The following is a 15,333-nucleotide window of genomic DNA, read 5'->3' as shown; positions in this document are numbered from 1 at the left end:
TTGAATGTATGAAAAAAACAGATGTTGCAGTAATTGGTTTATCCTGCGTTTTTCCCGGGGCGCAGGATGCCCAAACTTTTTGGCAGAATATCGTCAATAAAGTAGATTCTACCCAATTAGCTCCTGCCGACCGAATAGATCCTGTTCATTTCAGTGACAGCACCAATCCGGTGGATCGTTTTTATTGCCAACGCGGTGGATTCATCCCTGATTATGAATTTGATCCAACTGCTTTCGGAATTTTACCATTGGCAGTTGAAGGAACAGAACCCGATCATTTATTAACATTGGATTTGGTTCAGAAAGCCTTAGACGATGCCGGAATTTTCAAGAAGAATATCTCTTTGGAAAAAACAGGAATTATCATTGGGAAAGGAAATTATACAGGACCGGGCGCAACCCGTGCTATTGAAATCGTAAGAACCGGAGAACAGATATCTTCTTTATTAAAGGAATTGCTCCCCGAAGTATCTTCTGCCGATATTGAAAAAGTAAAACATGCTTTTCAGGAAAGGAAAGGACGTTTTGCAGCCGACACCGCGATGGGATTAATTCCCAATCTGGTTGCATCTTTAGTGGCGAACCGGTTTAATTTAGGTGGTGCAGCTTTTACCGTAGATGCAGCTTGTGCAAGTGCTCTGTTAGCTGTTGATCACGCTATTCAGGAACTTCAAAGAGGTCGTTCAGACATCATGATCGCGGGAGGGGTTCATACCGGGCAAAACGCTGCGTTCTGGAGTATTTTTGCTCAGTTGGGGGCTTTATCTCATCAACAGCAAATTAAGCCTTTCAGCTGTGATGCCGATGGTTTATTGATTGGTGAAGGTTGCGGATTTGTAGTCTTAAAAAGATTGGAAGATGCCGTTCGTGATCAGGATAAAATTTACGCGGCCATAAAAGGGGTCGGAATCAGCAGTGATGGCAACGGAACAAGCGTAATGAGCCCTTCTGTAAAAGGCCAATTGAAAGCTTTACAACAGGCTTGGGAAAATGCGGAGCTGGATGAAAATCAAATCGGTTATCTGGAAGCTCACGGAACAGGAACTCCGCTTGGCGACAAGACGGAATTGCAGACTTTAGCTCAGTTTTTCGGAAAAGAAGAAGGTGCTAAAATAGCAGGAATCGGTTCAGTAAAATCGAATATCGGTCATGCGATGCCCGCCGCGGGAATTGCCGGTTTAATTAAAACCTGTCTGGCTTTGCATCACGATACATTGCCTCCGACTTTATATTGCGAAAATCCGACTTCTGAAATGCAGAAAACAAGATTTGAACCTATTCAGGAAGCGAAAAACTGGTCGAAAACAGGTTTACCGAAAGTTGCTGCAGTCAATGCTTTCGGGTTTGGAGGAATCAATGCTCATGTGGTTTTGGAAGGATATGATATGCCTAAAAAAGATAAAGTTTTAATCTTAGCAAGACCCACGCATGAAGAATTATTAACGGCTTTACAAAATAATGAAACAGCAGTTGGTGAAGGAAATTTCCGTGTAGCGATTTTCGAACCAACTCCGGCGAGAATTGAAAAAGCAATAAAAATAGTTGCTAAAAATAATCCGTGGAGAAATAAACAGGATATTTGGTATACCAACACTCCCCTGTTACAAAACGGAGAAAAAGTAGCTTTTGTCTTTCCAGGATTAGACGGATTGGCAAAAGGCGAAGTAGAAAGTGTAAGCCGCTATTTCAACATCAATGCACCGATTGAGACGGAAGGCGAAGGACTATTGAATGATGCTTTAAATATTTTCAATACCTGCAGTATTCTGGATAATTCATTAAAAAAACTGGGAATTATTCCTGATATGAATGCAGGTCACAGTCTAGGAGAATGGTTGGCTGGCTACTCTTCTGAATTAGCAGAAGTGAATTCTGTAAAAGCTTTAATTGATGTTTTAAATCCTGAAACTTTTGAATTAAAAGATTCTAAATTCATCGCTATCGGAGCTGGTATTGAAACCATAAAACCTATTATTTCAGCAATTCCGAACGTTTATATATCCAATGATAATTGCCCGAATCAGGTAATTCTTTGCGGAAGTAATTCGGCTCTGGATGAATTGGTTCCTGTTTTAAAATCAAAACAGATCTTTCATCAGATATTGCCGTTCCAGTCAGGATTCCACTCACCTTTTATTGCAGATAAATTGGACGTGATTTTGGCGGGGATGGAAAAGGCACAGTTTCAGAAAACGAAAATTCCGTTGTGGTCGGCAACAACATTGGAACCGTATCCTTCTGATCAGGAATCTATACGAAAACTAAGCGCAGAACACCTTGTTGAACCCGTTCGTTTCCGTGAACTGATAGACAAATTATATGAAGAAGGCGCAAGATTTTTCATCCAGGTCGGAACCGGTGGATTAATCGGATTTATCGATGATACCCTAAAAGGAAAAGCTTTCAGCACCATTGCTTCCAGTGTTGCAACACGCTCTGCGCTGGCTCAGTTTCAAAGAGTGGTTGCAGCGTTATTCGTAGAAGGAAAAACAGTTGCACCGGACTTTTTAGAGATCCAGACTCCAACAAAAAAATCATCCGGAAAAGGAATGAAGCTGGAATTAGGCTCACCGATTATCCGTAATTTTAAAGAGATTCAACATTTATCAAAATCGATTGATACACCGAAGCACAAAGTCACTGCAACGGTTGCAAAATCAGGACATCCTCTTGTTCAGGCATTCCAGGATAACATTTCGGATATGATCAAAATGCAGGAGGAAGTTTTAACCTTATTCCAGGATCGTCCGAAAGTTTCGATTCCGAATGTTGTGTTACCAAAAGTTCAGACTCCAGTAAGCAGGAATTTTGAAAAGACATTATACGTAACACTGGAAACTCACCCTTACCTCATCGACCACAGCTTGTTGAGACAGCCAAAAGGCTGGACAGAAGTTGCCGATATGGAACCTGTGATTCCGATGACCATGATTTTCGAACAGTTAGCTGAAATTGCACAGCAGGAAATCGAAGGAAGCCAGGTTCATAAAATCATGAACGTAAGCGTTTTTCAATGGATGAATGTGGCAAAACCCTTCGAGAAAACTGTAAAAGGTGAATGGAAATCGGAAAACCATGCTTATTTAGATATCGAAAATTTTGCCAATGCTGAAGTTCTATTAACTTCAATAACAAGACCTAATCCAACTTTCAATCTTTCTATTGGAGATCTACTGCCTATCGAAAGAACTCCCGAAGAAATCTACGAGATGCACATGTTCCACGGTGAAAAATACCAGGGAATTACGGAAGTTTCAAAGGTCGGAACGAAAGGAATTATCGGAAAAATAAAAGGAAATGGCGGAAAAGGTTCGTTGTTGGATAATGCAGGACAATTATTCGGGCTTTGGCTTCAATTAACCTTAACAAAAGACAGAATAGCTTTTCCTGTAAAAATCAAAGACATTGAATTTTTCGGAGATTTACAGGATCAGGATGGTCTTTTTGAATGTACGTGCAGCCTGACCGAAATGAACGATGAATTTGCAATCGGAGATATTCTTTTAACCAAAAACGGAAAAACCTGGTGTAAAATTTCAGGCTGGCAAAACCGTCGTCTGGAAATCGATGCAGCCCTATGGAATGTTTCAATGTCGCCTTTACACAACCGTCTTTCAGAAGAAATTGCTCCTGACATATTTTTCTTTCATCAGGCGTATTCAAGGGTGGCATCTTGGGATTTTATTCTGAAAAGATATTTCAATCAGACCGAAAAGCAGCACCATCAAACATTGCTTCCCAACAAGAGAAAAAGCTATATGGTAAGCCGGGTTGCAGTGAAAGATGCGGTGAGAAACCTTCTTAAAAAAGAAAAAAATCACCCTTGCTTCCCTATCACTTTTGAAGTTGGGAAAGATGAGGTCGGTAAGCCTTATTTAATTGGAGATTCAACAAAAGACATTCACATTTCTCTGGCACATAAAGGAAAAGATGCTGTCGGAATTGCAAAAAGCGGAAAGCCAGTTGGAATTGATATGGAAATCATGGAAGAACGAAGCCCAGGATTCTACGATCTGGTCTTTACAAATAATGAATTAGCATTATTAGAAGGAAAAGATCAGGCAGAATGGACTACCAGATTCTGGGTAGCCAAAGAAGCCTACGGAAAATTCGTTGGAACAGGACTGAAAGGAAACCCGAAAAATTTCGAAGTCGAAAAAATTACAGAAGATTCTTTATGGATCAACCAAACAGAAATAAAAACTATTAAACATAAAAATTATATCATAGGATGGACACTATAAACACTACAGCAAAATTAAATCACGAAGAATTATTTACCCTTTTAAAAGGTTTTATCACAGAAGTTATCGGCGAAGAATTTGTAGAGGAAATGGACATTACGCCGGAAAGTTCGTTCACGAAAGACCTGGAAATGGACAGCATTGAAATCGTTTCTTTTTCAGAAAAAATAAAAGCCCATTTTGGAGATCAGATCGATTTCACGGGATGGTTGTCTTCCATGGATCTGGATGAGCTGATTAACCTTGATTTAAGTATGATTATCAATTATATCTACGAATGCCAATAATCTCTGTTAATGATAAAAAAGTTCATATTCAGGAACTCAACAAAGGGGCTGAACAAACTGTGGTGCTTATTCACGGTATGTTCAGCAACCTGTCTATTTATTATTTTAATATTGCCCCGATTCTGGCAAAACATTTCCACGTGGTGATGTACGATTTGAAAAGTCATGGGATGAGCGAGCGTTTTCTCGACGGCTATGATTTGGAAAATATGTCTTCCGATGTTTTGGCATTGATGGATGCTTTGGAAATTGAAAAAGCACATCTTGTCGGGTACAGTTTTGGAGGATTGATTTCTTTAAAAACCGCTTTAAAAGCACCGAATCGCATTGATCAATTGGTTGTTATAGAAGCACCTGATCCGCAGGACGAAAAAGCCCGAAATATTATAGATGAATACAGCAAAGAGTTTCTGGAGCATTATGTAGCTAATTTTACCGATACTACCAAAGTACAGATAGGCAAAAGACAAATGGAAAAAAACCACAGGATGTATGAGTTTTTATTTAATCAGACCACCATTAAAGCGGATATGATTAAAGAAAAACATTTCCTGAGTGAAGCTGGTTTTTCCGAATTAAAAGCTTCAGCATTATTGCTCTATGGTGAAGATTCCAACTGCAGACCAACGGGAGAATGGCTGAATACTCAAATCGGAAATTCCGAATTAAAATTAATTTCCGGAGATCACAACATCCCGATCCAGGAACCTGTTTTAATTGCAGAAACCATCGCTTATTTTTTATCAACATCATTAAAAACCTTATCACAAAACCATGGCTAAATTTGTATTTATAGTTCCCCCTTTAACTGGTCATGTGAACCCCACATTAAGCATCGGTGCCACTCTTCTGGAAAGAGGACATCAGGTTGCTTGGATAAGTCTTGACCAGAATTTAAAAAATAAACTTCCGGAAGGCGGAGAATTATTATTGATTCAGTACGACCAGACGGATGAAGAAAAAAGAGAAAGTGAAAATTATCTCGATATTATTTCTAAAAAAGTGGTCTATGGAATCGACAGCATCAAGTTCCTTTACGAAGATGTTCTGATTCCTTTAAACAGGCATTGCTATAACGGAATTATTCCTTTATTAAAAGCATATCAACCCGATTTGGTGATTGGTGACCATCAGTTGTTTGCGGCTTCTATTGCTGCAAAAAAATTAGGTTTTCCCTACGCTACAACGGTGACCGCTCCTGCTGCCATCAAAATTATGAGCGAGCTCCCAAAAGTTCATGAATGGGAGGAAAAACAAATCATCGCTTTGCAACAGGAATTAGGCGTTGAAGAAAACCGTGCGCTGGATTGTTCGGATTTACTGACACTGGTTTTAACCTCACAATATTTCTTTGGCGAAATGGATCTTGAGTCGAATTATAAATTTACAGGTCCCGTCCTTACAGAACGCCGTGTTTCTTCTGATTTTGACTGGGAAAAATTCAACAGCAATCCAAGAAAGAAGATTTTGGTAAGCATCGGAACGACTTTCGACCATGAACATAAAAAAGCGTTTTTCCAAAAGGTTGTGAATGCTTTTAAAGATGAAAATTTAACGGTTGTTTTAGTTTCAGATCCTCAGCTTTTCGAGCAATGGCCGGAAAACTTCATGGTCTATCAGCAAGTTCCTCAGTTAGAATTATTACCTCATTTAGATGGTGTTGTTTCTCACGGCGGTCACAATACGGTTTCCGAAACGTTATCAAATGGTTTGCCTTTGGTCGTAATTCCGATTGCGTATGACCAGTCGCATGTTGCGGGACGTGTTGTACGTACCGGAGCGGGAGAACGTCTGAATTTCAACCGATTTAAAGCGAATCATTTGAACGAAGCCGTACACAATATTTTAACCAATCCGGAATATAAAAAAGCGGCAGAAATCGTTCGTGAATCTTTCGTGGAAGCCGGAGGAAGCCAAACAGCAGCCAATTTACTGGAAAATGCCATTTCAAATTCAACTGTGGAAAAAACCAAGTCTAAATTTTTATTTGTTGTTCCTCCATTCTTCGGACACATTAGTCCCACACTAAGTGTTGGAGCAAGCTTAATTGCCCGTGGTCATGAAGTAAAATGGTTCGGAATTACTCCTTTAGACAACAAACATATTCCTGAAGGAGGAAGTTATTTCTACCCTGAACAGGATTTAATTCCGTATCAGGAAGAAATTGACAGGATTTTAAAAAGACAGGATGACGGCCCGGCTTGTTCAGGTCCTGAAGTCATGAAACTGGCTTTGGAAGAAACCTATGTTCCTTTTGCTAAAATCATGATGCCCGGCTTGGAAACACTAGCCAAAGAATGGCAACCTGATGTTATCGTCAATGATTGTATCACTTTCGGAGGAGCACTTTTTGCCCATAAAAATAATATTCCATGTGTTACGACAACGCCTGTTCCGCCAGATGTGATGGGCGATACAGAAAACAGTGCCCCGAAAATTTTCGAATGGCAGCAGAATTTAATCAAACAACTCCAAAAAGAAGTCGGAATTGAAAATGAGGGAATTTTCATTCATTCTCATCATTTGAATTTGATTTTTACATCGCAGAAATTTGCAGATTTTGATGAGGTTCCTTCTCACATGAAGTTTGTGGGTCCAGTAAAAGGGCGCCCGAATCCAGCACCTTTTGACTGGGACAGATTAAACGCCTCAACAACACCCAAAATATTTGTTTCATTAGGAACATTATTAGTAGACATAAGAAAAGCATTTTTCGAAAAAGTCATTGCTGCATTTGCAAATCAACCTGTAACAATAATTGCCGCTACTCCACCGGATATTTTCGAAGAATGGCCTTCCAACTTTATTGTGAGTAGCTTTGTGCCGCAATCAGCTTTAATGCCTCACATGGATGCCGTGATTTGTCATGGAGGGTTTAATACCGTGAATGATACATTTACCAACGGATTACCGATGCTGATTACACCAATCGCTTACGATCATTTTCATATTGCAAAACTGATTGAAAAAGCAGGTTGTGGAATCAGCATCCGATATAAAAGACTGCGTGTAGAGGCGCTTCGTCAGACTGTTTTTGAATTATTGGAAAATCCGACGTACAGAAATGCTGCGAAAGAAGTCCAATCGAGCTTAATCAATGCTGGCGGAAATGACCGTGCAGTTGAATTATTGGAAAATTTTGTTAAACAATCCACTCTAATTCCCGGGTAAGACATATGAAAAGAAGATTGTTATTTGGCGAGCGAATGTTACTTGGTGATGGAACAGAGCCTTTCAACACAGTAATTCCTTTCAGATTAAAAGGAACGTTTGTGTTGAAAGATATTCAGCATGCTTTAGAAAAAATTCAGCAAAAACATCCCTGGTTAAAGGCTGTTATTCAACATGATGAAAAAAATATTCCGTGGTTTGAAGTTTCAGAAAAAGTAAAAATTCCAATTAGAATTTTAGCTAAAAAAGAAGAAAACGACTGGCTGGAAGAATCTAAAAATGAGTGGTATAAACTATTCAATTACAAAGAACAGCCACTGATGCGATTTGTCTGGATAAAGGGTGAAGAAACTTCAGATATGATGTTTGTATTTCATCATTGCTTATGTGACGGTGGTTCTGCAATGGCTGTTCTGGATGAATTTTTAAAATTACTTGACAACCCTAATTATGATATTGGCGTTGAAGATCCAATTTTAGGAATCCAGGATGTTGTTCCCAACGAAATTCTCAAAAGCCGTGGACAACAATTTAAAGCAAAAATGATCGGAAGATTGGCAGCAACCGGAATTAAAGTTATTCCTGTCAGTAAAAAATCCACAGACCGGCAAACCGACTACCTTATCAACTGGAGATTTGATAAAGAAACAAGCAAGGAACTGATCGATTACTGTAAATCCCAAAAAGTAACCGTGAATACATTTCTGTGTGCAACCATTTTAAAGGCTTTTCAGAAAATCAGGAAAGAAAAGGCTTTTAATAAAGTTTCGTGCCCGGTTGATATCAGACGTTTTGCCAATCAGATCAAAGCTGATCATATTTTTGCTTTCGGATTAATGATTGTGGTTTCTTTAAACAAAAAATTCAGTTTTGAAGAAAATTTGAAACTGATGCAGGAAGCCGTAGAGAAAAAAACATCAAAGCTCAATCCTTATATCACCATGATGGTGATGGAGTCTGCTCATGATGCTCTGACGAATTTTACCAAATTACTGAAAAACGGAAAATCATCCAACGACTGTATGTTTTCTAATTTGGGACGTATTCCGATTGCCCATGAATACAAAGAATTCACGCTGGAAAACATTTTCAGCCCTTCTGTAATCGGTCCTTTAGGAAATACTACGACAATGGTGACCTCAACATTCCGGGGAGAAATGGATTTTTCTTTCATGGGAAGTGAAGGCTATCTGCCACATACTGATGCTTTGGCTATTCGTAACGAGGTCATTACCATCATAAAAAACAAACTGGAATCTTTAGCGATATATGATTAAAAGAAAACTGATGATGGTAGAAAGAATCATGTATGTTGATTCTGAAACTCCTGTAAATTGTGTATTTACAGCTAAAATAAAGGGTGAAATTCCTGAAGATCATTTTACAATTGCTTTAGATAAAATCCAGCAAAAACATCCTTTGCTTAGATCTTCTATCGACCATACAAGTTCAAAATATCCTCTCTTTATTGAAGAAAAAGATATGGAACCGATTCCGCTTCGTAAGGTTGAACGAAAAACAGACCAGGACTGGCTGTCGGAATCTGAAAACGAGTGGTACAGAATCTTTGAGGACCGCAGAAAACCAATGGCTCAGATTGTCTGGGTAAAAGGAGAAGGAGTTTCCGAGGTTCTTTGGGTAATACCTCACTGTATCTGTGACGGAACTACGGGGATCACTTTAATCAGGGAACTTTTTTCATTACTGGATGATCCTTCAACAGAGCTGGACTCTTATCAGGCATTCGACTCTGTAAGTGATTTTTTACCTGCCGATTTTAACCTTAAAAAGAACAAAAGAAAAGCCAGATTCTATTTAATGATGGCTAAATTATTCTTTTTAATTCAGGCTAAAAGTGAAAAAAGAAATCTCGGAAAAAACTACGCTCTTCACAGAAAGCTGGATGCTACTATTTCTAAAAAGATCATTGAAAAAAGTAAAACTCACGGGGTCTCTGTTCATGCATTGCTTTGCTCGTCTTTTATGCAGGCATTTCGGGAGACTCTGGGTAAGAATGCCAAGGGAAAAGTTATTAGTCCGGTCGATGTTCGTCATTTTATTCCGGAAATCAAACCAGATCATATCTTTGCATTCGCTCCGACTGTTGAACTGTCTGTAAAAAAAGGGCAAGACATGATTGAGAATGCCCGACATATCAAAAAGGATCTCGCAGAAAAAATAGAAAAGACAAAAGCCAGAGAACTGTTGTGGATGGGAGAAAATATGCATCCGGTCGCAGATCGTATGATTTCGCTATTAAAGTCCAGTAAAGGCGGACATGATATTACCCTGTCTAATATGGGTAAAATAGATATTCCCAATGATTATAAAAATTTTAAACTGGAGACCATTTACAGTCCAACGGTTGCATTTCCCTGGCTGAATTCCAATACTTTGGTGGTGACAACTTATAATCAGCAAATGGATTTTACAATGATGTCGAATGAGGATTTTCTTCCGAAAGAAGAAGCCATAAAAATAAAAGAGAAAGCTATCGAGCTGTTGACTTCATGAAATTTAAAATAAAAAAGACTCAACCGAAACCTCTAAAAAAAACAACACTTAACCGTTTTCTGAGAAAGCGGATGCTCATTTATATGCTTCCCAATGTGCTTTTTAATTTCATTATTGCCTATGCAAGTTTTAATGAACTTGGGTACACTCATTTTTTTGCCTGTACACAAAGTCTGGCCCGCCTTACCTTACCTATGGCGATTTTTTTACCGGTAGTTCTTACCATTGACATTATCAAAAGAGTTACAGATGCTGCTCATCAAAAAGCCATAGAATTTGAAGTGGATGATGAGCTTAATTTAAAAAAATTAATGACCAAGCTGAGTATTCTGCACGGACTGGTTACAGGCTTACTGGTTTTATCCGGCTTAGTATTGGGACAGTTTATTTTATCAAAATATTACAGACTTGATCCAACAGCAATGGCCGTTTTAGTAGGAATTTTAGCGGGCTTGCTTTCTGTATTGTTTACTTATCTTCCCATTAGAATATTAAAAAATCATTTATACAAACGCGCCGTATTAGAGCCTGTTGATGTAAATAATTAATATAAAGGTTAAGATATCTTTATTTAACTTCCCCACAGCTTAAAAGTTTTTTATAAAGCAAATCCTTTAAGCTGTGGCTTGATATTTTCAAAAGGTTTTAAACAAATGACCATGATCCCAACAAGCAAAAATGTAATACTATCATAATTAATAATTTACACAACTTTCTGATTCTATCATTTTATACTGACCGTCCTAATTACTAGCAATTATTAAGATCATTTTTTACCTTCCAAAAACATTCAAATTCTTCACATGAATGCCGAATTAGAAGATCTAAATTGTTATATTCATAATTTATGTAATTATTTTATAGAATTATTACAAATAACAGATTAACAACATTTTATCAAAAAAATTTATATTCCCCCTAAATATAATTCACTATCTTTAGATAACTAAAACTAACATCCATGTACAACCCTAAAAACATCAATCCTATTGATCTGATAGCCTATTACACTTAGGATATTTCAAAACAATTTACATCATACTTGTCCATATCTCCTTTTCTGAAGGGAGACAGGAATTCAATTACCAAAACTCAACAAAATGATTATCAACAAAATCCTCAACGTCGATGATTATTATTACGACGTGTTCATGGCTATTTCAGAATCCCTTACAGGATTTTCCGTGAACGAACTCCAATCAACTGGTTTGGCCGAGATTTATTACAAACACATTCTCAAAAAAATCGAAGCCGCAACTTTCATCGAATTTTTGAATACTTCCAAAAATGTGCTTGAAAATTCTTATAGTCAGGATCAGCTCAGTAATGCGATCAATGCAGAAATTCTTTCTGATTCTTCCACTCAAGGCATTGCTAACAGCATTATTACGCTTTGGTATTTAGGAACCTGGGAAGGAGCTTACGTCAACGATCTTTCTTATAAAGAAGGTCTCGTATGGAACGTCATGCATGCTCATCCACCAGGCGCAAAACAACCGGGGTATAAATCATGGGCCATTAAACCTGTAAACAGTAATTCATGAGCCAGACAGACAACAAAAAAGATGTAATCATCGTAGGAACGGGGATTGCAGGGTCACTGATCGCCAAATTACTGACCGATCATGTATTCGATACTAAAAAAGGAAAAATGATTCACCGTGCAGATGCCCAAAAAGGAGATGAAGTCCGGGAACTCTCAATCCTGATGTTTGAAGCCGGTCTGGAAGCGGGACTTGAACTCGATTCCGTGTCTTCGATGACGAATTATAACGAGTATATGCGTACTTTTTATTTACAGGAAGCCAAAGTTCCGAATTCTCCTTATCCCAATTTAAAACAGGCTCCCTCTCCCAATGTGTTAGATATGGAACCTATCGTTCCCCCGTTTCCTGATAAGAAAGGATATCTGGTTCAGTTTGGCCCAATGCCCTTTGCAAGTGATGCAATCCGGGTGGGAGGCGGAACTACCCTTCACTGGCTGGGAACAACGCCAAGAATGCTTCCTAATGACTTCCATTTAAAGGAAAAATACGGAAGAGGAATGGACTGGCCCATCAATTATGACATCTTAAAGCCCTACTACGAAATGGCCGAATTTGAGATCGGCGTTTCAGGTGATGTTTCAAAACAGGAATATCCGATTTCTGAAAGCATGGAACAGTACTACGGAGATTATGTTTTCCCGATGGAAGAAATTCCACAAAGCTATATGGATCAGAAGATCATAGAAGGGCTTGCCGGAACAAGTGTTCAGTTAAATTTTGAAAATATCCCGTTGATGCTTGTTCCCTCTCCACAAGGAAGAAATTCTATTCCCAATCCGAAATACGGAAAAACAAAAATCATTAAGGCCGAAACATCAGAAGCAGGCTATAAATTAGTTTTGGACAGTTCCGAAAAAGAAGAATACAAAGCATTGGGTGCAGTCTGGAATCCTTATATGGGAGAGCGTTGTGAAGGAAATGCCTCATGTGTTCCGATCTGTCCTGTTCAGGCTAAATACAATGCTTTAAAAACACTGAAAAAAGCATTATATAAAGTAAATGACAATGAAAATCTTTCGCGTAACCCATACATTGAAGTGAAAGCTCAGAGTGTAGTTTACAAATTAAGTGTAAATCAGAATGACAAGGATAAAATTTCAAAAGTTCATCTGAGAAAATATATTTCAAGAGAAAAAACAGATTTTGTTGAAGATGTGATTGATACATCAGATTCCATCGTAATTCTTGCAGCAAATGCTTTTGAGAACCCTAAAATCCTATTGAATTCAAAATATATGGTAACTGAAAACGGCCAGAAAGTGGAAAAAACCGTTGCCAACAGAAGTGACCAGGTAGGAAGAAACCTGATGGATCACATGGTAATGCTAACTTGGGGACTTTTTCCGGAACCTGTTTATTCTTACAGAGGTCCGGGTTCTACAACCAATATTTCGTCTTTCCGTGACGGAAACTTCAGAAGTGAGTTTTCAGCCTGGATTTCTCCGCTAGACAACTGGGGATGGAGCTGGCCAACTTTCTCTCCCGGGTCTGATCTTTCTGAATTTTTAAATGATGGGCTTTTCGGAGCTGAACTAAAAGAAGCTTTAACCTACCGACTTTCGAGACAGGTGTTATTCCACTTTGAAATTGAGCAATTACCCAATCCAAAAAACAGAGTCACCATCAATGATCAATATCTGGATGTTTTGGGAATTCCCCGCCCGGTTATTCATTATGAGCTCACGGACTATGAAATGAGAGCTATGGAACAGGCAAAACTGGCTTCAGACCAGATGTTTGAAAGACTGGGTATTGAAGATTTCACCAAATACAATGCGACAGACAATAATACTTTCATGTACAATAATGTGAGATATTCTTATAACGGCGCTGGTCATATTGTAGGAACTCACAGAATGGGATCAACTCCTGACGATTCTGTGACAAACAGCTATTGCAAGTCGTGGGATCACCCGAATTTATACATTGTCGGAGCAGGAAACATGACAACTTTGGGAACCTCCAACCCTACTCTAACGTTATCGGCATTCACAATCCGTTCTGTAGAATCCATCTTAGCAGATCTGGAAACTAAATTAAAAAACTAAACATGAGACAGAGACTTATCAATAAAACGGAACCTCAGGAAACAGCTTCTTTACAGGACTCCAAGATTATGGGTAGAAGTGCGGCAGTAGTTACAGATGCGCTTTCCTTACAATCCTTATTATTTGATCCTACTATAAGCAAAGCAGATTGGACAGAAGGATTAAAACACCACAGCAAAACGCTTACAAATCTTTTATTAAATGAACAGAAAGATCAATTTGACCAATATTTAAGCTCACAGTTCGGAACAGAAATCTCTGAATTAAAGCCTGAAGATTTATCTGTTCAGCCCAATACTGAGGTTAAAAAGGAAGGTTTAGTCAACATTAATTATAAACCCATATTGCAGGATCTTTTACAGACCGCGATTCTGATTGAGCATTCTACAATTCCGCCTTACCTTACTGCTTTGTATTCCATTAAAGACGGAACCAATGCACTAGCTTCACAAATCATCCGAAGTGTTGCAGTAGAAGAAATGCTCCACATGATCATGGTTTGTAATGTGATGAATGCGGTAAGCATACAACCTTCCGTAAACAGACCTCAGAATTATCCATCTTATCCGATGAAATTGCCTATGAATATTTACTTCTACGTTGGGCTGGAAACTTTTTCAACAAACAGTATTGCGACCTTTATTGCCATTGAAAGTCCGAGCAGTCCACTGGTAAAAGCTCCGAAATATCATGAAGAATTAGAACCAACCGTTTCATTTGCTAAAAGAGCTGCCGTACAGGAAAATAATCACTGGACGCTTGAAAATATGAAAGGCTTCATCATGGAAAATGTTCATACCATCGGTGAATATTATGATGTATTATTCTTTTACATTGTTGTTTTCCAAATCATCGCTTATTACAAAGAACATAGGAGTCTTCCTCAGAATTTTAAAGAATTGAATACGGGAGGAATTTTCACAGGAGATCCCGCCAAGCAAATCCGTCCTGAGCAATATTACGGAAGTGGCGGGAAATTACACGCTGTTGAAGCTTTAACTGGGGTAATCGCAGTTTTCCAGGAGATCAAAGGTCAGGGTGAAGGTGCTGATGATTCTATCTTTGATGTAGACCCTTCTCAGTTTGAAGAAGGCGCAGAACTGGCGCATTATTTCAGATTTAAAGAAGTATTTCATGAGCATTTCTACGTGGGGGGAGATTACAGGCCTTTTACCGATGAAAACGGAATGATGCCGGTAACGACACCGCCTGTCGGAAAACCACTTCCTGTTGACTGGAGTGCAGCTTACCCTATGAAACCTAACCCCAAAATGGCCGATTATCAGGCAAATCCACAACTTTATGCACAGGGAAAGGCATTCAATCAAACCTATAAAAGCTTATTAGATGCCATCCAGGCTGCAGTAGAAGGCAATGCAAAGGAGCTCGAAAAATCAATCATGTATATGTATGCGCTAAAAGAGCAGGCAATCGGGTTGATGAGCCAGCCTCTAAATTCCACTCAAAATGCAGGTCCCACATTTGAATACCCTACAAACTAATTTAAAAAACCATAAAAACT

Annotated in this window: 10 protein-coding genes; all 10 read left to right on the top strand. The window is 38.7% G+C overall.

Going from position 1 to position 15,333, the window contains the following annotated elements; translation table 11 throughout:
- Nucleotides 1-8: 8 nt before the first annotated feature.
- The 10 genes from P0Y62_02310 (at nt 9) to P0Y62_02265 (ending at nt 15,313) form a co-directional block, all read left to right on the top strand.
- Nucleotides 9-4,244, top strand: a complete 4,236-nt coding sequence (locus P0Y62_02310; GenBank protein WEK70391.1) for a beta-ketoacyl synthase N-terminal-like domain-containing protein — start codon at nt 9-11, stop codon at nt 4,242-4,244.
- On the top strand, nt 4,232-4,531 hold the full coding sequence (locus tag P0Y62_02305) for a phosphopantetheine-binding protein (protein ID WEK70390.1): 300 nt from the start codon (nt 4,232-4,234) through the stop codon (nt 4,529-4,531). The genes P0Y62_02310 and P0Y62_02305 overlap by 13 nt, the downstream gene beginning before the upstream one ends.
- Entirely contained in the window at nt 4,522-5,313 is a 792-nt protein-coding gene (locus P0Y62_02300) for an alpha/beta fold hydrolase (GenBank protein ID WEK70389.1), read from the top strand. Before P0Y62_02305 ends, P0Y62_02300 begins: the two co-directional genes overlap by 10 nt.
- Complete coding sequence (locus P0Y62_02295; GenBank protein ID WEK70388.1) at nt 5,306-7,702, top strand: glycosyltransferase; 2,397 nt, start codon at nt 5,306-5,308, stop codon at nt 7,700-7,702. The genes P0Y62_02300 and P0Y62_02295 overlap by 8 nt, the downstream gene beginning before the upstream one ends.
- A gap of 5 nt (nt 7,703-7,707) precedes the next feature.
- Nucleotides 7,708-8,979, top strand: a complete 1,272-nt coding sequence (locus P0Y62_02290) for a condensation domain-containing protein (protein WEK70387.1) — start codon at nt 7,708-7,710, stop codon at nt 8,977-8,979.
- The gene (locus P0Y62_02285) at nt 8,972-10,216 is read left to right on the top strand and encodes a hypothetical protein (GenBank protein ID WEK70386.1); all 1,245 of its coding nucleotides are present in this window, start codon (nt 8,972-8,974) and stop codon (nt 10,214-10,216) included. Before P0Y62_02290 ends, P0Y62_02285 begins: the two co-directional genes overlap by 8 nt.
- Nucleotides 10,213-10,764 carry a hypothetical protein gene (locus P0Y62_02280; protein ID WEK70385.1) on the top strand — a complete coding sequence of 184 codons (552 nt, stop codon included), beginning with the start codon at nt 10,213-10,215 and terminating at the stop codon, nt 10,762-10,764. The genes P0Y62_02285 and P0Y62_02280 overlap by 4 nt, the downstream gene beginning before the upstream one ends.
- A 552-nt stretch (nt 10,765-11,316) precedes the next feature.
- Nucleotides 11,317-11,760, top strand: a complete 444-nt coding sequence (locus P0Y62_02275) for a hypothetical protein (GenBank protein WEK70384.1) — start codon at nt 11,317-11,319, stop codon at nt 11,758-11,760.
- Nucleotides 11,757-13,811 (top strand): GMC family oxidoreductase, encoded by a 2,055-nt coding sequence (locus P0Y62_02270; protein ID WEK70383.1) that lies wholly within the window; start codon nt 11,757-11,759, stop codon nt 13,809-13,811. Before P0Y62_02275 ends, P0Y62_02270 begins: the two co-directional genes overlap by 4 nt.
- Nucleotides 13,812-13,813: 2 nt before the next feature.
- Nucleotides 13,814-15,313 (top strand): ferritin-like protein, encoded by a 1,500-nt coding sequence (locus tag P0Y62_02265; GenBank protein WEK70382.1) that lies wholly within the window; start codon nt 13,814-13,816, stop codon nt 15,311-15,313.
- Nucleotides 15,314-15,333 lie beyond the last annotated feature (20 nt).

Source organism: Candidatus Chryseobacterium colombiense (assembly GCA_029203185.1).
In the GTDB taxonomy this organism is placed as follows: domain Bacteria; phylum Bacteroidota; class Bacteroidia; order Flavobacteriales; family Weeksellaceae; genus Chryseobacterium; species Chryseobacterium colombiense.
This window is presented reverse-complemented; position numbering and strand designations above follow the sequence as displayed.